Below are 20463 nucleotides of genomic sequence, written 5' to 3'. Positions count from 1 at the left end.
CGGACGGTCACACACCGTGGCGCAGCATGGGCCGGGGTGTTTCCGCTAGTCGGCGAAGGCGATCTGTTCAGTGCGGGCGATGCTCCGCTGGATTGCCGCCTTGTCGATGCCCAGGAGGGACGTCAACCACATCCCGTTCTGCACGACGACAATGTCATTCGCCCGGTCCTTGCATTGTTCGCGGGAGAGCCCTGGTTTGGCATTGCCTATCAGTGTTGCGAGCCCGTCCAGATACTGGTCGAACGCTTCCGCGTTGATCACCGCAAAGTCTTCGTGGGCTTGCGCGAGCGCCCAAAGGTGGAGGCGCAGGGACAGATACTGCGTGGTCAGGATTTCCGGCGCCGCGACCCGCTTCAGGGCCTCGCGGAGCTGTTCGTCCGGGAGTGCCTCCGGGTCGGGGGTCACCAGCCTCATGTCGCTCTCGCCAATCCGGTTCAGGGCCGCACGGATCAGGCTCGGCTTGTCTGCGTAGTAGTAGTTGACGAGTCCGAGGGCGACGCCGGCTTCACGGGCCACGGCCCGCATGTTGACACCCGAGATGCCATGAAGAGACAGCAGCTCCAGCACCGCGTCCAAGATGCGGGACTGCCTGTCAACCTGGCCTCCGGAGTTCACTGTCCTTGTATCCACTGCGCCAGACTATGGCGAAAGCGGAGGCGCCGCATCCCGCCCCGGCGCGCGTGACCGCCACCGAGGACCTCGACGATCGATCCGGGCGAGCCGCCTCGAACACCTCGGGACGCCTGTTCGGCGCTTTGTTGCGGCGGGATTTCGTTCTCGTGAATTGCGCATTACGCAACACGGTGCACATGGCGCGCGCTTGAGAAATATGACAACGGTCCCCCTGCGGGAGATCGCGGCAAAACGCAGACAATTCGTCCGGACGGTACAGAAACGGTTTTCGCCCGGCCGGCCGCGGCGCGCGCGGTTCGAAGCATCCGCGCGGATGTCAGCAGCTTGCCCATTCGGCGCGCACTGCGCCAAGCAAAGCCCCACGCACAACGCAAGTCATAAAGTGCCAAGGGCAAACAAAACCCTTGACAGCGAGGCGTGAGCTGCGTCACGGTGTTGCGTATGGCGATGAAGGTTGCACATTAAACAACCCCTTCGTAGTTCGAGCTTTTCCCACGTTTTTCCCCCAACGCTTTTCCCCACGTGATGCCCAGCAGGAGCAGAGCCCAGCAGGAGTGCAGGAATGAACAGTTCCGATATATCGGTACGCAACCTTTGGAAAGTCTTCGGACCCGGCGGCGCCAAGGTCCCCTTGGATCCGGAGATGTCCGCCTTGTCTTCATCGAAATTGCTGGAACGCACCGGATGCGTAGCCGCGGTCAGGAACATGAGTTTCGACGTCGCAAAGGGTGAAGTGTTCGTCATCATGGGCCTCTCGGGCTCGGGCAAGTCCACCCTCATCCGCTGCCTGACCCGCTTGATCGAACCCACCTCCGGAAGCGTGATGATCGGAGGCCAGGACATCCTTCAGGCGCGGGCTGCCGAATTGCGCGAGCTGCGCCGGCAAAGGATGTCCATGGTGTTCCAGCATTTCGGCCTCCTTCCGCACCGCACAGTGCTGGACAACGTGGCCTACGGCCTGCAAATCCGGGGCACGGGCCGAAATGAGCGTTACGCCCGCTCGCGGGAGGTCATCGATCTCGTCGGCCTCGCGGGCTACGAAGGACATTTTCCGGAACAGCTGTCCGGCGGCATGCAGCAACGCGTCGGCCTGGCCCGGGCGCTGGCCGGAGACCCCGACGCGATCCTGTTCGATGAGCCGTTCTCCGCCCTGGATCCATTGATCCGCCGGGACATGCAGGCCGAAGTCATCCGCCTGCATAAGGAAATGGGCAAAACCATGGTTTTCGTGACACACGATCTCTCCGAAGCGCTCAAACTGGGCGACCGGATCCTGATCATGCGGCACGGGGAAGCGGTCCAGTGCGGCACGGGCGATGAGCTTGTCGGCTCGCCGGCCAACGACTACATCGCGGACTTCGTCTCCGAAGTCCCCCGTTCAGACGTCCTGACCCTCAAGTGGATCGCCGAGCCGGTGGCGCCGGGAACACCAAGCGACGCACCGGTGCTCGGCTCGTCAACCATCATCCGTGACGCCATCCATACGGTCATGCACTCAACCAGCCCCGTCCTCGTGGAGGAAGCGGGCATCATCACCGGCCAGATCGATCGCGACAGCATCCTATCCGTGCTTCGCGGAGTGAGAGCAGCGGCATGAGCACAACCGTGATCGAAGCGGAAGAAACGGCGCGCACCGAAATTTCCCCAAGTCCGGAATCCCAGCGCCGGCGGCCCAGCCGCCGGGTTGTGCTTCTTGGCAGCGCGGCGTTGATCTGGCTTCTGGGATTCCTCTTCCTCCACGGAACCGCCACTTTGGCGCTTCCCACCTCGGAATTGACCGATCTGCACCGCACACTGAACCACTTCAACTCCTGGGTGGCATCGAACCGCAGCGACAACCCGGTTTTCCTTTACCTGCTGTCCCCGCTCCGCACCGGCGTCGACGCTGTTGCCAACGCGTTCATGGCCATCTTCGCGGCCAGCCCCACCGGCCTGCGACTGCCCGAAATCGGCTGGCTGGGAACGGTCGCCCTGCTTGGCTGGATTGCTTGGGCCGTCGGCAATGCGAGGGTGGCCCTGCTGACCGTTGCTGTGTTCACCTTCTTCGGCTTGCAGGGACTCTTCGTCGAGGCCGCCTACACCTTTGCCCTCGTCCTTACCGCGGTGTTGCTTTCACTGTGCGTGGGGATTCCCCTGGGCGTATTGGCAGGAATCAGCAACCGCTTCGAGAAAGCCGTCACTCCGGTGCTGGACTTCATGCAGATCCTGCCGTCCTTCGTCTACCTCGCGCCGCTGGCCTTGGTCTTCCTTATTGGCCCCGCCTCTGCGGTCATCGCCACCGTGATTTATGCAGCGCCGCCAATCATCCGATTGACTGCACACGGCATCCGGGGCATCCCGGAGAACACCCGGGAGGCATCCGATTCCCTGGGAACCACTGCACTGCAGCGCTTGTTCACGCTCCAGATCCCCATGGCCCGGCGGACGATCGTCATGGGCATCAACCAAGGCACCATGGCCGCGCTGTCCATGGTTACCATTGCCGCGCTGATCGCCGCCCCCGGCCTCGGCCAGGTGGTGGTGCGCGCCCTGCAGTCGCTCGACGTCGGCACGGCAGTGAACGCGGGCCTGTCCATCGTGCTGATGGCGATCACCTTGGACCGCGTGACCACGGCGGCGAGTGAACGCGCAAAACCCAAAACCCAACGCCGCCAAAGCAACCTCCCGCGCCGCCTCCGCACCATCCTGCTGGTGGTCGGCTTCGCCGTCGTTGTGGTTCTCGTCCAGCTTTCCAGGACCGTTCTCTGGGCGGCCCAATTCCCCAAGGACGTCAACTTCGGTCCGGCAATCGTCAGCGGTGTAGCCGAGGCCAGCGGATGGATTCAGACGCATTTTTCCCTGGTGACCGAGACGTTCCGCGAAGGCATGACCGTTTCGTTGCTCAACCCCTTCCAGACCTTCCTGACGGATACACCGTTCTTCATCCTGTTCGCCGTCCTGGCCCTCGCTGCCTACGCCTTCGGGGGTTGGAAGCTGACCGCCCTGGTGCTCGCCTGCCTCGCCGCAATCGCCTACCTGGGCCTGTGGGGCGATGCGATGGTGACCCTCGCGAGCACGCTGGTGGCGACAGTGATCGTCATGCTGCTGGGCGTTGTGTTCGGCGTCGCGATGGGCCGCTCCAAGCGGCTGGACAATTTCCTGCGGCCGATCCTCGACGCCGGGCAAACCTTGCCCTCCTTTGTCTACCTCGTTCCCTTCCTGGGCCTTTTCGGCGCAACCCGCTTCACCGCAATCGTGGCAGGCGTGATCTATGCCGCGCCGGCCGCGATCAAGATCATGGCCGACGGCATCACAGGAGTCTCCCCTACCGTGGTCGAGGCCGCGGTGTCCAGCGGTTCAACCCCGTGGCAGGTCATCACGAAAGTCCAGCTCCCCATGGCCAGGAAGTCCCTGGGACTGGCTGCCAACCAAGGGCTCATCTACGTCCTGGCGATGGTTGTTGTGGGGGCGCTGGTCGGCGCCGGCGGCCTCGGATACGACGTCGTCGGAGGCTTCGTCCAGAGCTCGCTCTTCGGCAAGGGCTTGGCCGCCGGCCTGGCCATCGTCTTCCTGGGCATCCTGCTTGACCGCATCACCCAGGCAGCCGCATTCGCGGCGCCGGCAAGATCACCTCACACCGCAAAACCCACCCCCAACTCCGTTCCCAACACCAAGGAGGCTTGACCATGAGAAGAACCAGCGTCATGAAACGGCTTGTCCCAGCCCTGGCAGGAGCTGCCGCAACAGCCCTGCTTCTTGCCGGCTGTGGAGGCTCATCCCTCAACCAGGCAGCGGCAGGCGACAGCTCCAAAGCGAGCTGCGGCACCGTCAATGTAGCCCTCAACGCTTGGGTCGGCTACACGGCGAACGCTGCCGTGTACAGCTACGTAGCCAAGGACAAGCTGGGCTGCACGGTGGTGCAGAAGGACCTCAACGAGCAGATCGCCTGGCAAGGCTTCGGCTCGGGTGAAGTCGACGTCATCATCGAAAACTGGGGCCATGCAGACCTGGCCAAGCAATACATCACCGATCAGGGCGTGGCCGTCGATGCCGGACCGACCGGGAACAAAGGCCGGATCGGCTGGTACGTTCCGCCATGGCTTGCAAAGGCCCACCCGGACATCCTGGACAGCAAGAACCTGAACAAGTACGCGTCCCTCCTGAAGACCTCCGAGTCCGGCGACAAGGGCCAGCTCCTGGATGGCGATCCGGCGTTCGTGACCAATGACGAGGCCCTCGTCAAGAACCTCAACCTGGACTACAAGGTGGTCTATTCAGGCTCGGAAGCGTCCCTGATCCAGTCATTCCGGGCCGCCGAGAAGAACAAGACCCCGCTGCTTGGCTACTTCTACGAGCCCCAGTGGTTCCTTGCCGAAGTTCCCTTGGCCAAGGTCAATCTTCCTGCGTGGACCAAGGGTTGCGACGCGGATCCCGAAAAGATCGCCTGCGACTACCCGGACTACATCTTGAACAAGATCATCTCCAAGAAGTTCGCTGACAGCGGCTCCCCCGCGGCGAAGCTGGCCAAGGCTTTCAGCTGGACCAACGCGGACCAGGACTCCGTGGCCACGGACATCCAGAAGGGCATGAAGCCGGAGGCCGCCGCCAAGAAATGGGTGGACGCGCACCCTGAGCAGGTAGCTGCCTGGCTCAAGTAGCCACACAGTTCTAAAGCGCACCAAGAAGCTCCCCGGATCGCAGATCCGGGGAGCTTCTCTGTGTCCATGTCTCGACCCATGCAACCCGCATGCACCTGACGCAACGCAAGGCCTGCACGTTCTCAAATCTCCCAACGCTATTGACGGTGACGCACAACACAATCTATGTTTGTGCAACAGCGTTGCACTCAATGCAACCCCAACTCCCTTGGTGGATTTCATGAGTAACGAAATTTCCTTCCCCGCCCTTGCCGGTCGCCCTGCGGTAGACGCCGCCGACCGCACTGCCACGACTAGCCGGGACACCCGGCGGCGGGTCATCACGGCCAGCTTCATCGGCAACTTCGTCGAGTGGTTTGATTACGCGGTCTACGGCTACCTGGCCGGGGTAATCTCCACGGTCTTCTTCCCTGCGACCGACCGCCAGACGGCCCTCCTGGCAACCTTCGGAGTCTTCGCGATCTCCTTCTTCGTCCGTCCTCTCGGCGGATTCATCTGGGGCCACATCGGCGACCGTCTCGGACGCAAGCAGGCGCTCTCGCTGTCCATCGTCCTGATGTCCGTGGCGACCTTCTGCATCGCCCTGATTCCCGGTTACGCCTCCATCGGTATCTTCGCGCCGTTGCTCCTACTGCTGGTGCGCGTCGTGCAAGGCTTCTCCGCGGCCGGTGAATACGCCGGTGCGTCAGCCTTCCTGGTGGAGTACGCTCCCGCCAACAGGCGCGGACTATATGCCGCCGTCGTGCCTGCCAGCACGGCAGCAGGGCTGCTGCTCGGCTCCCTGCTCGCTGCACTACTCAGCTCGGTGTTGTCGCCGGAACAGCTGGGCGACTGGGGTTGGCGGCTGCCGTTCCTGCTGGCCGCCCCGATGGGCCTGATCGGCCGCTACATCCGGACACGGCTGGAGGACACCCCGGCGTTCCGGGAGCTCGCAGATCGGGACACCGCCGTCAAGACTCCCGCCTTTGCGATGTTCACGGCCTACCGGAAGCAGCTGGTCATTGCCACGGGCGCAGTACTGCTGAACGCCGTCGGCTTCTACGTGATCCTCAGCTACATGCCCACGTACCTGTCGGAGGAGCTCAGCTTTGGTGCGGCGGAATCCTTCCTGGCCACCACGATCGCCCTGGTCAGCTACATCGGATTCATTTTCTTGACGGGGATCGCATCGGACAGGTTTGGCCGCAAGCGCATGCTCATCACGGCTTCCGTACTGTTCGTGGTGCTGACAGTTCCGGCGTTCATGCTCCTCGATACCGGCAACTTCCTGGTCATTGTCCTGGTCCAGATCCTGCTGGGCGGCATGCTCACGCTCAACGATGGCACCCTGCCCAGCTTCCTGGCCGAGCTCTTCCCCACGAGGGTCCGCTACAGCGGCTTTGCGGTCAGCTTCAATCTTTCAAACGCCCTGTTCGGCGGCACCGCCCCGTTTATGGCCACACTCCTCATCGGCCTGACCCACAACCAACTGGCCCCGGGCTGGTACCTCGTGGCAGCCTCCGTAATTTCCCTCATCGCGGTCCTCTTCGCTGTGGAGACTTCCAAGAAGCCTCTGCAGCAGGACTGAAGCAACCACCCATTGAAAGGAACACCACCCATGACCATTACCGAGAACGAAGCCGTAAGCGACGTCGCCAAGCTTGAGCGCCTAAAGGTCCTCAACAACGGAGAGAAGGTCTCCTTGACCTTCTCCGACGCAGAGTTTGAGCGACGCCTTGCCGGTCTTCGCCGGATCATGGCCGAGAAGGAACTGGACGCCGTCGTCCTGACCAGCTACCACTCCATCAAGTACTACTCCGACTTCCTGTTCACCTACTTCGGCCGTTCCTACGCCATGGTGGTCACGGGCGACGACACCGTCACGGTCACCGCCAACATCGACGCCGGAATGCCGTGGCGCCGCAGCTATGGAGACAACCTGGTCTACACGGACTGGCGCCTGGACAACTACATCTTCGGCATCCAGGAAGTGCTCCGAACCCGTGGCATCACCGTCCGGCGCCTCGGTGTTGAGGATGATTCCCTTCCGCTGGACAACCGCAACAAGATCAAGGCCGCCTTTTCCGGCGCAACGCTGGTGGATGTAGCCCAGGCCGCCATGCGGCAGCGCATGATCAAGTCCGCCGAGGAAATCGAGGTCATCAAACACGGCGCCCGCATCGGTGACTTGGGCGGCGAAGCCATTCGCAACGCCATCACCGCCGGCATAACTGAATATGAGGTGGCCCTGATAGGCACCGAAGCCATGGTGCATGAGATCGCCCGCACCTTCCCGGATTCCGAGATCCGCGATACGTGGGTCTGGTTCCAGTCCGGAATCAACACCGACGGCGCCCACAACTGGGCCACCACCCGGAGGATCCAGGAACACGACATCCTCTCGCTGAACTGCTTCCCGATGACCTCCGGCTACTACACGGCATTGGAACGCACCTTGTTCTATGGCGAGCCGGATGCCCGGTCCTTGGAACTGTGGAACATCAACGTGGAAGTCCACCGGCGCGGCCTGGAACTCATCAAGCCCGGCGCCGTGTGCAAGGACATCGCGGCGGAACTCAACGAAATCTATGTTTCCCACGGACTGCTGGCCAACCGCACCTTCGGCTACGGCCATTCCTTCGGGGTGCTCTCGCACTACTACGGCCGCGAAGCCGGCTTGGAGCTGCGCGAGGACATCGAGACGGTGCTGGAGCCCGGGATGGTGGTTTCCATGGAGCCGATGATCACAGTCCTGGACGGCCAGGCCGGCGCCGGCGGCTACCGCGAGCACGACATCCTGGTGGTCGGTGAAGACGGCGCCGAGAACATCACCAAGTTCCCATTCGGCCCCGAACACAACATCATCGGAGCATAGGATGCCTCGCCGGTGGGCAACGACATACGCCCACCGGCCAGGGTGCGGGACAAATATAGTGAGCACTATGACTCTCCCGGAATCCAAGGAATCCAGCGGTAACGGCGACACCCGAGGCGCCTCGGTGATCGTCAACGCCATCGCCGTGCTGCGCTGTTTTACGACCGAGGAACCGATGCTCGGAGTCACCGAGATCGCCAACCGGATCGGCATGCACAAGAGCACCGTCTCCCGGATCCTGGCCACGTTCGAGCAGGAAAACCTGGTGGAACGCGATGCCGACACCCGGCGCTTCCGCCTCGGCCTGGGCATGATCGCCCTGGCCGGCCCGCTCCTTGCCGACCTGGAGGAACGCCGGGTGGCCTACCCGGTGCTGCGTGAGCTGACCGAACGTACCGGGGAGACCAGCGCCTTGATGGTATGGAACGGCGCCGAATCCATGTGCGTGGAGCAGATCGCCAGCCGGCACCAGGTCAAACACCTCGCCCCCTTGGGCGCCCGCTACAACGAAGCCCTCAGTTCCTCCGTGCAGGTGTTCCTGGCCGCGGAGCCCGAAGACAGGGTCCGCAAACTCCTGCAAGGCGGCGACATCGTCCTCCCCGGCCTCGACGAATCCAGCCTGGAGGCCTACCAGCTCCGCCTGCAGGACGCTGCAAAGCGCGGCTGGGCCGTCAACTACGGTGAAACCTCCATCGAGGAAGTCGGCGTGGCCTCCCCGGTGTACGACCACCGCGGCAACATCGTGGCGGCCGTGCTGATTCCGGCGCCCAAGTTCCGCGTTTCCCAGGACACCCTCGCAAGCCTCGGCGAAGCCTGCGTCGAAGCCGCCCGGAAAGTCACAACCCGGCTGGGTGGCCGGGCACCCGTTTCTTAGCTGGCGCCCACTACGACAACACGGCGAGCGCTTCCTCAACGGTGTCCACCAGGTGAATGCGCCCGGCCATCGGTTTTCCGGCGGCGAGCGCCTGCAGCATCGGCCAGGCTGGATACCTTTCCTGCCAGTGTTCGCGCCCCACCAGCACCATGGGCGTGATGGTTTCCGGGGCGCCGTAGTAGTTCTCGCAGGCGTCCTGGAAGATTTCCTGCACCGTGCCGGCCGATCCGGGCAGGAACACGATTCCGCCCGTGCACAGTTCCAGCAGGATCGCCTCCCGCACCGAGTTCGCGAAGTACTTGGCAATGTGCGTGGCGAAGAGGTTGGGCGGCTCGTGCCCGTAGAACCAGGTGGGAATGCCCAGTGACGCGGTCCCTCCCGGGTATTTCCCGACGACGGCGGCCGCCGTCCGCGCCCAGTCCGTCACCGAGGGCCGGAAGCCCTGCGCGGCGGCGAGGGTTCCGAGCGCGGCGGTGAAGTCGCCATCGGGCAGTCCGCTGAGGTACGCGCCGCAGTTGGCGGCCTCCATCGCACCCGGACCGCCGCCGGTGGCCACCGTGAAACCGGAGCGGGCGAGGAGCCTGCCCAGCCGCGCGGCGTCGGCGTACTCGCTGGTACCGCGCCAGGCCGCATGGCCGCCCATCACGCCCACCAGCCGGGTGCCGGCGAAGTCGCCGTTGGCCAGGGCATCCTCCAGCGCGCCCCCGATGGCGTGGTCATGCAGGGCCGCGGCCAGCGTGGCGTCGAGGCTGGTGCGCTGCCCGGGCAGGATGCTCCATTGGTAGATCCGGGCATCCGGGGTCGCCTCGTATTCGTGCCCGGCGATGTCCTCGTAGAGTTCGGCCGCCGTGTACAGGCTGCCCCGGTACGGGTTGAAGGGGACGCCGCGCAGTTTCGGGAAAATGAGGGCGCCGCGGCTGCGCAGGCTGTCCTCCACGCCGGCGTCGAAGGTGCAGCCGAGGAAAATGGCGCCCTGGGCGTCGAGGGCCTTGAGTTCGCGGCTGCGGCCGCGCAGGTCCAGCGACTGGGCGTGCCAGCCGTGCATCGTCCCGGCGCCCGCGCTGACCAGCCTGTCGAAGTGCGCCACGCTTTCGACATCGAGAGTGCGCGGGCTCGGATTCAGGCGGCCGGAGGGTGTCACTCGATCAGCTTAGGCACGCGGCGCCCTTTCCGGGCAGCTCCGTAGCAGAATGGGGCCATGCAGCCTTCAAACGGTTCCCCGCGCATCGGCATCCCCGTCCGGCTCAGCAGTTCCGAGGGCGCCGATCCGCGCGTCGGCAAGGCCAACAGCCTCTTTCAACTCATCGTGGAACTGCTGGGCCGGGCCGGGGCAGAAGCAGTGATACTGGATTCCGCCGTCGGGGATCCGGCGGCCGTCCGCGGACTCGACGGCGTCCTGTTGCCGGGCGGCGGCGACCTGGACCCGCGCCTGTACGGCGAGGAAGCCGGCCCGGCGCTTTACGACGTCAACACCGCACAGGACGAACTGGACATTTCGGTGGCCAAGGCGGGCATCGCGGCCGGAATCCCAGTGCTGGGGATCTGCAGGGGCCACCAGCTCCTGAACGTGCTCTACGGCGGCACACTCATCCAGGACATGCGCCCCTCCGACGTGGCGCACCGGATCGCGGCAGGCACGGAAGCGGCAGGCACGGATGCGGCAGGCACGAAAGCGGTAGGCACGGGACCGGTAGGAACGGAAGGGGCAGCGGACGTCGCGGACACCCGGGCTGAACATTCCCGGGCTGAACATTCCTGGGCTGAACATTCCTGGGCATGGCACGACGTCGACCTGACGGCAGGTTCACGGCTCGCCGGCCTGTACGGTGCAGCGGCAGACGGACCCGCTACCACGGTACGGATCGCTTCGGGCCACCACCAGGCCGTCGCCCGGGTAGGCGACGGCCTGGTGGTCACCGCTGTGGCCGACGACGGCACCATCGAAGGCCTGGAGGATCCGCAGCGCTGGGTGGTGTCCATGCAATGGCATCCCGAGGCCGAGCAGCTGCCGGACGGGCAACGGCTGGCGCCGATCCGCGCCTTCGTGGACGTATGCCGGAACGCCGCCAACCGCCGCTGAGTGCCCGGTTGTGGCGACTTTTCCGCGGAAAAACCCGCCACAACTGAGCACTCAACGCTCCCCGGAGGCCGCCCCGAACGCCGCCCCGAACGCCCGCAGGGCCAGGTCCGAGTCACCGGATGCCCACGCCTCCATGCCCACGGTCCCCTCGTAGCCAAGATCCACCAGCACGCGGTGCACGGCGGAGTAGTTGATCTCCCCCGTGCCCGGCTCGCAGCGGCCCGGGACGTCCGCCACTTGGATCTCGCCGATCCACGGCCGTGCATGGCGAACCAGGTCCACGAGGTTCCCCTCGCCGATCTGTGCGTGGTACAGGTCCAGCATCAGTTTGACGTTCGGATGGTCCACCGCCTTGACCAGGGCCAGGGTGTCCTTGGCGCGGCCGAGCGGAATGCCCGGGTGGTCCAGGATCGTATTCAGGTTCTCCACTGTGAAGGTGAGCCCGTGCTTTTCCCCCAGCGCACCGAGCGTCTCCAGGGTCTTCGCGGCGGTGAACCACATGTCGCCGGTGGCGCGCCAGTGCGGACGGGCGGCCCGGCCGTCCACTAGTTCGGCGGGGTGCACCACCAGGCGCTCGACGCCGAGTTCCAGGGCGGTGGGGATCAGCTCACCGGCGGTGCGGACCACTTGGTCCGCGGTACCGGCCTCCACGAGGGAGCCGGCGGAGTAGCCGGTCATGGACGAGAAACGGGCACCGGTGGCCTTGAGCGCAGCAATGTCCTTGGGCCGCGAATCCCAGAGCTCGACGTCGAAGCCGGCGGTGTGGATGCGCTCGACGCGTTCCACGAAGGGCAGCTCCTGGTAGACCATCTCGGCGCAGACGGCGAGCCTCATGCACGGACCTCCACGCCGGCGACGGCGGCGCTGGCCCCGGAACGGGCGGATTCGATGCAGGCGAACGCGACGGCGAGTGCCCGCCGCGCGTCGGCCAGGCCCGGGGTGAGCGGCACGCCGTGGTCCGGGGCGGCTCCGCCGTCGCGGCGGGCCCGCACGGTCAGGGCGAAGTCGGCGAGTTCAGCGGTGTAGGCGTCGGCAAAGAGTTCGATGTTCAGCCGCGGGGTCTGCGCCGACAGCCCCGCGGCACCGTAGCGTAGGGCGGCGGTTTCGGTGGCGCGTCCGGCCTGGACCATTCCGGCGGAACCGAAGACCTCGCCCCGCACGTCGTAACCGTAAAGGGCGGAGAAGTTGGCCTCGGCCACCGCGATGGCGCCGTTGCTGTAGCGCACCGTGACCACCGCCGTGTCCAGGAAGCCCTGCTCCTTGAGGGACGGCTCCACCAGGGCGTCCGCGGTGACGTGCACGCTGACGGGTTCCGCGCCGGGGTTCAGCCAGTTCAGGGCGTCAAAGTCGTGGATGAGGGTCTCCAGGAAGATGGTCCATTGCGGGATCCTGGCGGCATGCGGGATGCTGCCGTTGCCCGGGTCCCTGGTCAGGGAGCGCAGCAGCTGCGGGGTGCCCACGGCGCCGGCTTCGACGTCGCGGCGGACCGCCAGGAAGTCGGAGGCGTAGCGGCGGTTGAAACCGATCTGCCAGTGCACCCCGGCGGCGGCCACGGCATCCTCCACGCGGTCGAGTTCTTCCAGGCTGACGGCGCCGGGCTTTTCGCAGAACACGTCCTTGCCTGCCGCGGCGGCGTCGATGGACAGCTGGGCGTGGAAGCGTGCCGGTCCGGCGATGACGACGGCGTCAATTTCGGGGTCGGCGAAAAGGTCGCCGGCGTCCGCGGTCACCTTCGTGACGCCGAGTTCGGCGGCCAGGGCACTGGCGGCGCCGACGGCCGGGTCGGCGATGGCGGCCAGTTCGGCACCGGGGATGCGGAGGGCGAGGCTGCGGGCGTGGTACGCCCCCATCCAGCCGGCACCGATAAGGCCGACGCGGACCGGCCCAGGCCGGGCGGAGGCAATGGGAAGGTAGCTCATGGGGTCCTCTCGAGGAAAAGACGAAAAAAACTAGAACGATCTAGTCGTGGCGATGGAGACAGTGTGGCATGGGAGGGTGCACCCCGTCTAGATCGTTCTAGTAGACTCTGGGGCAGCCGGTCCGGAACAGGCCGGACCACGTCGAAGTCGGAAAAGTTGAGGACACGATGGCCAAACGCCCCACGCTGGCTGATGTGGCAGCCGAGGCAGGAATCTCCCGCGCCTTGGCCTCGATCGTGCTGCGCGGCGCGCCGGGCGCCAGCGACGCCACGCGGGAGCGTGTCCTGGCCGCCGCGTCCCGGTTGGGCTACCGCCCCGACGCCAGGGCCCGCCTGCTGCGCAGCTCCCGCAGCGGCCTGATCGGCGTCGTGTTCGCGCTCGACGGCGACTTCCACAGCGACCTGGTGGATGCCATCTATCCCGCCGCCGAAGCAGCCGGATACAGCGTAGCGCTGAGCGCCCGGGGACCCCGCCGCACGGAAACGCAGGCACTCCAAACGCTCCTGGACCTGAATGTCGAGGCGTTGCTGGTTCTCGGTCCCGCCGAAGGCAGTGCCAGGCTGAGCGACCTTCCGGTCCCGGCGGTCCCGGTCCTGGATCCCTCCCCCGCGGCCGGGCTCTCCGCCGTCATGACGGATGAGACGGAAGGGGTCCGTCTTGCCTTGGAGCACCTCTGGCAGCTGGGTCACCGGAGCATCGCCCACGCAAGCGGCGGGACGGCCAGCGGCGCGGAGGCACGCGAAGCCGCGTACACGGACTTCATGCGCGCCCGGGGGCAGCAGCCGGCGGTCCTATCGGGGGGCGCCGACGAAGCGGCGGGAATCCTTGCGGTCGCCTCGCTCGCGTCGCTGCTCAGGGAGGGCGCGGCAACGGCGCTCCTGGCCTTCAATGACGCCCAGGCCCTGGGGCTCCTGCACGGACTGCGCACAAAAGGGGTGGAGGTGCCGCGGGATCTGTCCCTCGTAGGCTACGACGATTCACACCTTGCCGCCCTGGCCTACGCGGACCTCACGAGCGTTCGCCAGGACCCCGACGCCCTGGCAGCGGCCGCCGTCAGGGTCGCCGCCGGCGCGATCGACGGGCGGCACGAACAGGTGCTCGTAGCGCCAAGCCTGACGGTGCGCTCCAGCACAGCGGCACCGGCTCAGGCCTGAACCGGCTCAGGCTTGAAAGGACTTCCGCTTGAGCGGGCTCCCGCTGGCGGGGATCCCACGTGCCGGGACAGGGGCCCGGAGCGCCTCAGGCGGTGGCGGCGGTGGTGCCGTCCAGCAACGGGACGGTCTTCCACCGGCCGTCAGTGGCGGAGGCTTCGGCGGCGGAGACGATCGCGGCCGCCGAGGCGGCGTCGTGGATGTTGGAGTTCAGTTGCTCCCCGCCGGTAACGGCCACCAGGAACTTCTTCGCTTCGATCACTTTGAGGTCGTCGAAGCCCATGGCGCAGCCGGGTCCGGGTTGGAAGCGCGAGTAGTCGCCGTGCCGCGGGCTGCCGATCACCGTGGTGTAGCCCTGTTCATCGTTGTTGCGGCCCAGCACCACCTGGAGTTCGTTCATCCGCTCGAAGTCCCACTTCAGGGAGCCCTCGGTGCCGTAGACCTCCAGGCGGTAGCCGCAATCCCGGCCCACCGCCACGCGGGAGGATTCGATAGTGCCCACCGCCCCGGCACCGCGGGCGCCGGTCCCGAAGCGGACCAGCGCGGCAGCGTAGTCCTCGTTCTCCACCGGGCCCATTTCGCCGCCTTCGATCACCGCGAAATGGGTGCCTTGGCCCATCGCCAGTTTCGGGCGTTCGGTGTGAACCGTGCTTGTCAGGGCCGTGATGTCCGAAATCGGGCCGACGACGTACTGGCACAGGTCCGCGGCATGGCTAAACAGGTCCCCAAGGACGCCGCTGCCGGCGAGCTTGCGGTTGAAGCGCCAGGACAGGGCACCATTGGGCTCGGCCGAGTAGCCGGCCATGAATTCGGCGCGGACATTGGTGACGCGGCCAAGCTTGCCTTTCGCCACCAGTTCGCGCGCGTGCTCGACGGCGGGCGCGTGCCGGTAGTTGAAGCCGATGGAGCTGTGGACGCCGGCCTCGATCGCGGCACTGCGCACCGCTTCGGTCTCCTCGATCCCGCGGCCCACGGGCTTTTCGATCCAGAAGTGCTTGCCGGCCTTCGCGGCGGCGATGCCGATCTCGGCGTGCAGGAAGTTCGGCGCGCAGATGGAGACGACGTCGACCTCCGGGTGCGCGAGTACCTCGCGGTAGTCGGTGGTTCCCTCTGCGAAGCCCAGGACCTCTTTGGCATAGTCGATGCGGCTGGACTCGGTGTCCGCGGCGATCACCAGCCGAGGGCGGATTCCCAGTTCCGGATACACCAGAGGGAGCTGCGTGTACGCCTTCGCGTGCAGCTTTCCCATCCATCCGACGCTGATGAGACCGACACCGATACTGCGGATTTCAGTGGACATAGGGCTTGCCTTTCAGCTATCGGTGGGAGGTGCGGCCACGGCGTTGTGACGGGCCTCGCGCAGGACGCCACACGATCATATGAAGGTGAGTATGTCCTGTCAATAGATCTAATCCCGACGGCGGCACCCAGGCCGGGTGCCGCCGTCGGGATTCCGGGCCCTCGGGACGACGCCGCGGTGGTCCCTTCCCAACGCTCGCAAGCTCGCGTCGGGGCCCTCGGGACGACGCTTATGCGTCCAGCAGCGCCGCGGCGTCCTTGAGGACTTTCGCGGCAACTTCCAGGCCCTCGATGCGGCCCAAGGAAACATCCTCATGCTCGATATTGACGAGCATGTCCGGGTCCACCTCGCGCAGGGCGCGCAGGAACTCGGCCCAGTAGGCGGTGCCGTGGCCGCGGCCCAGGGCCACGAAGTCCCAGGCGGAATCCTTCGGCCATTCGTTGGCCCATTCGTCGCCCCCGAGGTTGGTGCGGGGCTCCTCGGGAGAGAGCCTCCGGAAGCTGTTGTCCAGCACACCGTACAGGCGGGCGTGCTCGGCGTTGACGCGCACATCCTTGGCCGCGGCATGGAACACCAGCGGGCCGAGTTCGCGGACCACGGCAACCGGGTCCATCTGCTGCCAGAACAAGTGCGAGGCGTCCAGCTCGACGCCCACGTTCGTGGCGCCGGTCAGTTCCACCAGCTTGCGGACGTCGGCAGTGTTGAACACCAGGTTCTGCGGGTGCAGTTCGAGGGCTACCTTGACGTCGTGGTCCCGGGCCAGCAGGTCGATCTCCTTCCAGAACGGCACGGCCACACCCCACTGGTAGTCCAGCACGTCCAGGGCAGCGGAGTTCCAGGCGTTGACCACCCAGTTGGTCACCGTGGCTCCCGGCTCGCCGCCGGGCAGGCCGGACATGGTTACCACGCGGTGCTGGCCCAGGCGTTCTGCCAGGAGGATGGAGCGGCGGATGTCCTCCGCGTGCTTCTGCCCGATCTCCGGCTTGGGGTGAAGCGGGTTGCCGTTGCAGTTCAGCCCCGCGATGGAGATTCCGGTGCCCTCGAAGAGGCCCAGGAAGTCGTCCCGCGCCGCGTCGGAGACCAGGATGTCGTCCATGGTGGGGACATGCACGGCGGGCAGGAAGCCGCCCGTGTTGAGCTCGATGCCCTCCAATCCCAGGTCGGCGATGACCTTCAGGGCGTCCGGCAAGGGGCGGTCGTGCAGGATTGCGTTGTAAACGCCGAGTTTCATGCTGTTCTCCCTCAGAGTTCGATTCGGGAGCCGCCGGCCGCGGCGGAACGGGCCACGGCATCCAGGATGTTCATGCTGCGCAGGCCGTCGTCGAAAGTGGCGCAGCGGGGCAGCGATTTCCCTGCGGACAGGCCGGCCACTTCTTCGAGGAAGGCGCGGGACTGGTAGGCGAAGGAATCGTTGTGGTTGTAGCCGACGCCGGGGGCGTCCATCGCCATGCCGTTGGCCACGTACGGCAGTTCCGGGCCGATGAGGACCTGGCGGTACCCGTTCTGGGCGTACGGGCCCTGGTTCAGGTAGAGGCCGAACTCGGCCGGGCGGTCCTGGTCAAAGCGCGCGGCGCCGTTCTCGCAGAAGATCTCGAAGGTCAGCGAGTTGGGGTGGCCTGCGGCGATCCGGGAGACCTCCAGGCTGCCCTTGCAGTGTTCGAACTCAGCGGCGTAGGCAGCGTAGTCGTCGTTCTCCACCCGCTCGAAGACGTCACTCACGGCACCGTGCTCGTGGCCCATGACGGCGCCCAGGGGCAACCGGCGCTTCTCGATCGCGGTGTGGAACTGTCCGCCGGAAACCGCCAGGGTCTTCCCGCAGAGGAACTCTGAGACGTAGGTGGTGTGGCTGCCCAGGTCCGCCAGGGCGCCGGAACCGGGAGCGCCCTTGTAGCGCCAACTCATGGGGGCGTGCGGGCTGCAGGAGTAGTCGGTCCAGTAGCGGGAGGAGAAGTGCAGGGGCCGGCCCAGGGTGCCGTCGTCGATCAGCTTCCGGATGGCCGCGATGGCAGGCGAACGCAGGTAGGTGTAGCCGATGCGGGCCAGGACGCCGCGTTCCTCGGCGGCGCGGGCGGCGGTGAGCATCGCCTCGGCGTCGGCGACGGAATCGGACAGCGGCTTCTCGCAGAGGACATGCTTGCCGGCCGCGAGCAGGCCTTCCACCACCTCGCGGTGCAGGGAGTTGGCGATCACCACGGAGACGACGTCGATGTCGTCGGCCTCGGCGATGGCACGCCAGTCCGAGTCGTGGCGTTCGTAGCCGAAGCGGCGCGCGGCGGCCTGGCCGAATTCGGCATTGACATCCCCGATGGAGACCAGCTTGACCTCCGGCAGGGTCGGGGCGAAGAGGCTGCTGGCGACGCGGTAGCCCGCGGCGTGGGATTTGCCGGCCATGCCGGCACCGATGACGGCGACACCCAGTGGCTTAGTCATGGGTCCTCCTTGGAATTGAGGTGTGGGTTGGGTAACATTTGGAGCGCTCCAAACGAGAGTAAGGCTGAGTAATTTGTCCTGTCAATACACCAATAGAACTGCGTTGGCACTCCTGGTCGCGGCGACCTTCTTCCTGGAGTTCCTCGATGGCACGGCCCTGGCCACGGCGCTGCCCGCCATCGCACGGGACTTCCAGGTGACCGCCGCGGATGCGAACGTCGCCATGACGGCCTACCTGCTGGCCGTGGCCATGGGCATCCCCGCGAGCTCCTGGCTGGCCGTCCGCTTCGGCTTCCGGCGCATCTTCTGCCTGGCCATCGCGGTTTTCACCATCGCTTCGCTGCTCTGCGCCCTGAGCCCTGGCCTGTGGACCTTGACGGCTTTCCGCGCCCTGCAGGGCCTGGGCGGGGCCATGATGGTGCCCGTCGGTTCGCTCCTGGTCCTGCGGGACACTCCGAAGGACCAGCTCCTGCGCATGACGGCCTTTCTGGTCTGGCCGGGCCTGATGGCCCCTGTCCTGGCGCCGTTGGTGGGCGGGCTGCTCACCCAGTACCTGTCCTGGCACTGGATTTTCCTGGTGAACCTGCCCCTGGGACTCGCGGCCTTCGTCGCCGCCCTGCGTCTGGTGCCGCGCACCGCCCCGGAGCGAGGGACGCGCCTGGACTGGCCGGGCGTGGGCCTCACCACTTTGGGCGTCGGGGCGCTGGTGACCGGGCTGGAACTCCTCGGCTCGGGCGCGCAGGCGGCCACCGCCGTCGTGCTCCTGCTGCTGAGCGCGGCGTTCCTGGCGGGCGCGGGGCACTGGATGCGCCGCCGCGGACCCGGCGCCCTGTTCGACCTCAGCGTGTTCCGGGTCCACACTTTCCGCGCCACGCAGACCGGCGGCCTGGCGTACCGGGTGGCCGTCACCTCCATTCCGTTCCTGCTGCCCCTGCTGTTCCAGGACGGTTTCGGCTGGGATCCGGTGCACGCCGGGGCGCTGGTGACCGCCGTGTTCATCGGGAACATCGCCATCAAACCCGCCACCACTCCCCTGATCCGCCGCTTCGGCTTCAAGCCGCTCCTGGTCCTGGCCGCCGCCGGATCGGCGCTCACCTTCGTGGCCTGCGCCGCCCTCGGCCCGGGCACCCCGGACGCCGTCATCGTGGCGCTCCTGGCGCTTTCCGGGGCGCTGCGCTCCCTGGGGTTCTCGGCGTACATGAACGTCCAGTACGCGGACGTCTCGGCCGGGCAGCTGGCCAGCGCGAATGCGGCCGCGAACACCTTGGTTCAGCTGGCGCACGCACTGGGGGTCGCCGTCGGGGCCTTGTTCATCCGGCTGGGCGCCGGGCTCCTGCCGGCGGCGCATGGTTCGGCGGATCCATACCGGGCTGCCCTGCTGGCGGTGGCCGCCCTCATGCTGCTCAGTGTCCTGGATAGCCTCTTCCTGCCCCGCCACGCGGGCACCTCGGTGAGCGGACGCGCTGCCGGTACGGTGAAGGCATGAGCGCCCGCCCCACCATCTACGATGTCGCCCAACGCGCGGGTGTTTCCAAGTCTCTCGTCTCGCTGGTCCTCCGGGATGCCCCGCATGTGGCCGAGGCCAAGCGGGAGGCCGTGAAGAACGCGATCCGGGAACTGGGCTACCGTCCCAGCCGTGCCGCGAGCGCCCTGGCCAGCCAGAGCACGCGCTCGGTGGGGCTGCTCATCGATGACTTCCGCAACCCATGGTTCGTGGAGTTGCTGGCAGGGGTCCGCTCGGTCCTTGACCCGGCGGGCTTCACGGTCAGCGTCGCGGACCTGCGGCTCGAGGAAGCCAGCGGCCGCGACCCCGTGGACGGCTTCCTGGCCCAGCACGTTGACGCATTGTTGGTGGCCGCCGAAGCACCTCTGGAGATGGTGCGGGACGTGCGGGTCCCGCTGGTCGTCGCGGGCACGCGCAGCCTCACCGCCCTGCTCGGAGACGGTGGGGCGGCAGACGTGGTGGCCGGGGACGACGACGCCGGCGGGCAGCTTGCCGCCCGGCACCTGCTAGCGCTGGGGCACCGGCGCATCGCGCACCTGAGCGGGCAAGGCGCGCCGGCGGAGCACCGCAGGCGGGGATATGTCCGCGCGATGGAGGCAGCCGGGGCGGCGCCCCTGGTGTTCGGCGTCGACGGCGGCACGGACGAGGCCAGCGGTTTCCGCGCGATGCGGCAGGCCCTGGAAGCCGGTGAACAGGCGGGCGAGCCGCCCACGGCGGTGTTCGCCGCCAACGACGTCATGGCGCTGGGCGCCATGGCCGCCCTGCGCGACGCTGGCCTGCGGGTGCCGGAAGATGTCTCCGTGCTCGGCTACGACGACTCTCCGCTGGCCGCCTACGGCTACATCCGGCTGAGCACCGTGGACGGCCACAGCCGGAGGCTCGGGGCCGAGGCGGCACGGATGGCCTTGGACCGGATGGCTGCCCCGGGAGCGCCCCCGCGGCGGCTCCTCCTGGAGCCGGCGGTGGTGGTGCGGTCTTCCGTGCGGGAAACGATTGCGTAAGCGCTTTCACCCTGCGCTCCGGTCCCGTTACAGTATGTGATGCAGCGCATAGTTCCCTGTGCGCTGCTGCCACGCACTGT

At 66.6% G+C, this 20463-nt stretch carries 17 protein-coding genes; 10 read left to right on the top strand and 7 right to left on the bottom strand.

Going from position 1 to position 20463, the window contains the following annotated elements; translation table 11 throughout:
* Window positions 1–45: 45 nt before the first annotated feature.
* On the bottom strand, window positions 46–630 hold the full coding sequence (locus tag ACN9M4_RS04440; protein ID WP_426302358.1) for a TetR/AcrR family transcriptional regulator: 585 nt from the start codon (window positions 628–630) through the stop codon (window positions 46–48).
* Window positions 631–1195: 565 nt separating this feature from the next.
* Between ACN9M4_RS04440 and ACN9M4_RS04435 the strand changes: the two genes are divergently transcribed.
* From ACN9M4_RS04435 to ACN9M4_RS04410, 6 genes are all read left to right on the top strand, one after another.
* Window positions 1196–2230, top strand: a complete 1035-nt coding sequence (locus ACN9M4_RS04435) for a quaternary amine ABC transporter ATP-binding protein (RefSeq protein ID WP_426302357.1) — start codon at window positions 1196–1198, stop codon at window positions 2228–2230.
* On the top strand, window positions 2227–4296 hold the full coding sequence (locus ACN9M4_RS04430) for an ABC transporter permease (protein WP_426302356.1): 2070 nt from the start codon (window positions 2227–2229) through the stop codon (window positions 4294–4296). Before ACN9M4_RS04435 ends, ACN9M4_RS04430 begins: the two co-directional genes overlap by 4 nt.
* A 2-nt stretch (window positions 4297–4298) precedes the next feature.
* Window positions 4299–5270, top strand: a complete 972-nt coding sequence (locus ACN9M4_RS04425; RefSeq protein ID WP_426302355.1) for an ABC transporter substrate-binding protein — start codon at window positions 4299–4301, stop codon at window positions 5268–5270.
* Window positions 5271–5490: 220 nt separating this feature from the next.
* Window positions 5491–6837, top strand: coding sequence for an MFS transporter (locus tag ACN9M4_RS04420; RefSeq protein ID WP_426302354.1), 1347 nt, complete (start codon window positions 5491–5493; stop codon window positions 6835–6837).
* 30 nt (window positions 6838–6867) lie between these two features.
* Window positions 6868–8124 carry an aminopeptidase P family protein gene (locus ACN9M4_RS04415; RefSeq protein WP_426302353.1) on the top strand — a complete coding sequence of 419 codons (1257 nt, stop codon included), beginning with the start codon at window positions 6868–6870 and terminating at the stop codon, window positions 8122–8124.
* Window positions 8125–8191: 67 nt separating this feature from the next.
* Window positions 8192–8998 carry an IclR family transcriptional regulator gene (locus ACN9M4_RS04410; RefSeq protein WP_426302352.1) on the top strand — a complete coding sequence of 269 codons (807 nt, stop codon included), beginning with the start codon at window positions 8192–8194 and terminating at the stop codon, window positions 8996–8998.
* Window positions 8999–9008: 10 nt separating this feature from the next.
* On the opposite strand, the gene ACN9M4_RS04405 is transcribed toward ACN9M4_RS04410, so the two are convergent.
* Window positions 9009–10139 (bottom strand): LOG family protein, encoded by a 1131-nt coding sequence (locus ACN9M4_RS04405; protein ID WP_426302351.1) that lies wholly within the window; start codon window positions 10137–10139, stop codon window positions 9009–9011.
* 57 nt (window positions 10140–10196) lie between these two features.
* On the opposite strand from ACN9M4_RS04405, the gene ACN9M4_RS04400 reads away from it, so the two are divergent.
* On the top strand, window positions 10197–11078 hold the full coding sequence (locus ACN9M4_RS04400; RefSeq protein WP_426302350.1) for a gamma-glutamyl-gamma-aminobutyrate hydrolase family protein: 882 nt from the start codon (window positions 10197–10199) through the stop codon (window positions 11076–11078).
* A 51-nt stretch (window positions 11079–11129) separates the two neighbouring features.
* On the opposite strand, the gene ACN9M4_RS04395 is transcribed toward ACN9M4_RS04400, so the two are convergent.
* Together ACN9M4_RS04395 and ACN9M4_RS04390 are read right to left on the bottom strand one after the other, a co-directional pair.
* Entirely contained in the window at window positions 11130–11912 is a 783-nt protein-coding gene (locus ACN9M4_RS04395) for a TIM barrel protein (RefSeq protein WP_426302349.1), read from the bottom strand.
* On the bottom strand, window positions 11909–12997 hold the full coding sequence (locus tag ACN9M4_RS04390; protein ID WP_426302348.1) for a Gfo/Idh/MocA family oxidoreductase: 1089 nt from the start codon (window positions 12995–12997) through the stop codon (window positions 11909–11911). The genes ACN9M4_RS04395 and ACN9M4_RS04390 overlap by 4 nt, the downstream gene beginning before the upstream one ends.
* 167 nt (window positions 12998–13164) lie before the next feature.
* On the opposite strand from ACN9M4_RS04390, the gene ACN9M4_RS04385 reads away from it, so the two are divergent.
* Window positions 13165–14151 carry a LacI family DNA-binding transcriptional regulator gene (locus tag ACN9M4_RS04385; RefSeq protein ID WP_426302347.1) on the top strand — a complete coding sequence of 329 codons (987 nt, stop codon included), beginning with the start codon at window positions 13165–13167 and terminating at the stop codon, window positions 14149–14151.
* Window positions 14152–14236: 85 nt separating this feature from the next.
* On the opposite strand, the gene ACN9M4_RS04380 is transcribed toward ACN9M4_RS04385, so the two are convergent.
* The 3 genes from ACN9M4_RS04380 to ACN9M4_RS04370 form a co-directional block, all read right to left on the bottom strand.
* A complete protein-coding gene (locus tag ACN9M4_RS04380) occupies window positions 14237–15448 on the bottom strand; it encodes a Gfo/Idh/MocA family protein (RefSeq protein ID WP_426302346.1) in 1212 nt (403 codons plus the stop codon).
* Between the two features lie 229 nt (window positions 15449–15677).
* Entirely contained in the window at window positions 15678–16679 is a 1002-nt protein-coding gene (locus ACN9M4_RS04375; protein WP_426302345.1) for a sugar phosphate isomerase/epimerase family protein, read from the bottom strand.
* A gap of 11 nt (window positions 16680–16690) precedes the next feature.
* Window positions 16691–17878 carry a Gfo/Idh/MocA family protein gene (locus tag ACN9M4_RS04370; RefSeq protein WP_426302344.1) on the bottom strand — a complete coding sequence of 396 codons (1188 nt, stop codon included), beginning with the start codon at window positions 17876–17878 and terminating at the stop codon, window positions 16691–16693.
* Window positions 17879–17981: 103 nt separating this feature from the next.
* On the opposite strand from ACN9M4_RS04370, the gene ACN9M4_RS04365 reads away from it, so the two are divergent.
* Window positions 17982–19364, top strand: a complete 1383-nt coding sequence (locus ACN9M4_RS04365) for an MFS transporter (protein ID WP_426302343.1) — start codon at window positions 17982–17984, stop codon at window positions 19362–19364.
* On the top strand, window positions 19361–20383 hold the full coding sequence (locus ACN9M4_RS04360) for a LacI family DNA-binding transcriptional regulator (protein ID WP_426302342.1): 1023 nt from the start codon (window positions 19361–19363) through the stop codon (window positions 20381–20383). Before ACN9M4_RS04365 ends, ACN9M4_RS04360 begins: the two co-directional genes overlap by 4 nt.
* Window positions 20384–20463 lie beyond the last annotated feature (80 nt).

Origin of the sequence: Arthrobacter sp. R-11, assembly GCF_049913155.1 — a bacterium.
Lineage (GTDB): Bacteria > Actinomycetota > Actinomycetes > Actinomycetales > Micrococcaceae > Arthrobacter.
The sequence above is the reverse complement of the archived record's forward strand: the minus strand, read 5'-3'. Positions and strand labels throughout refer to the sequence as shown.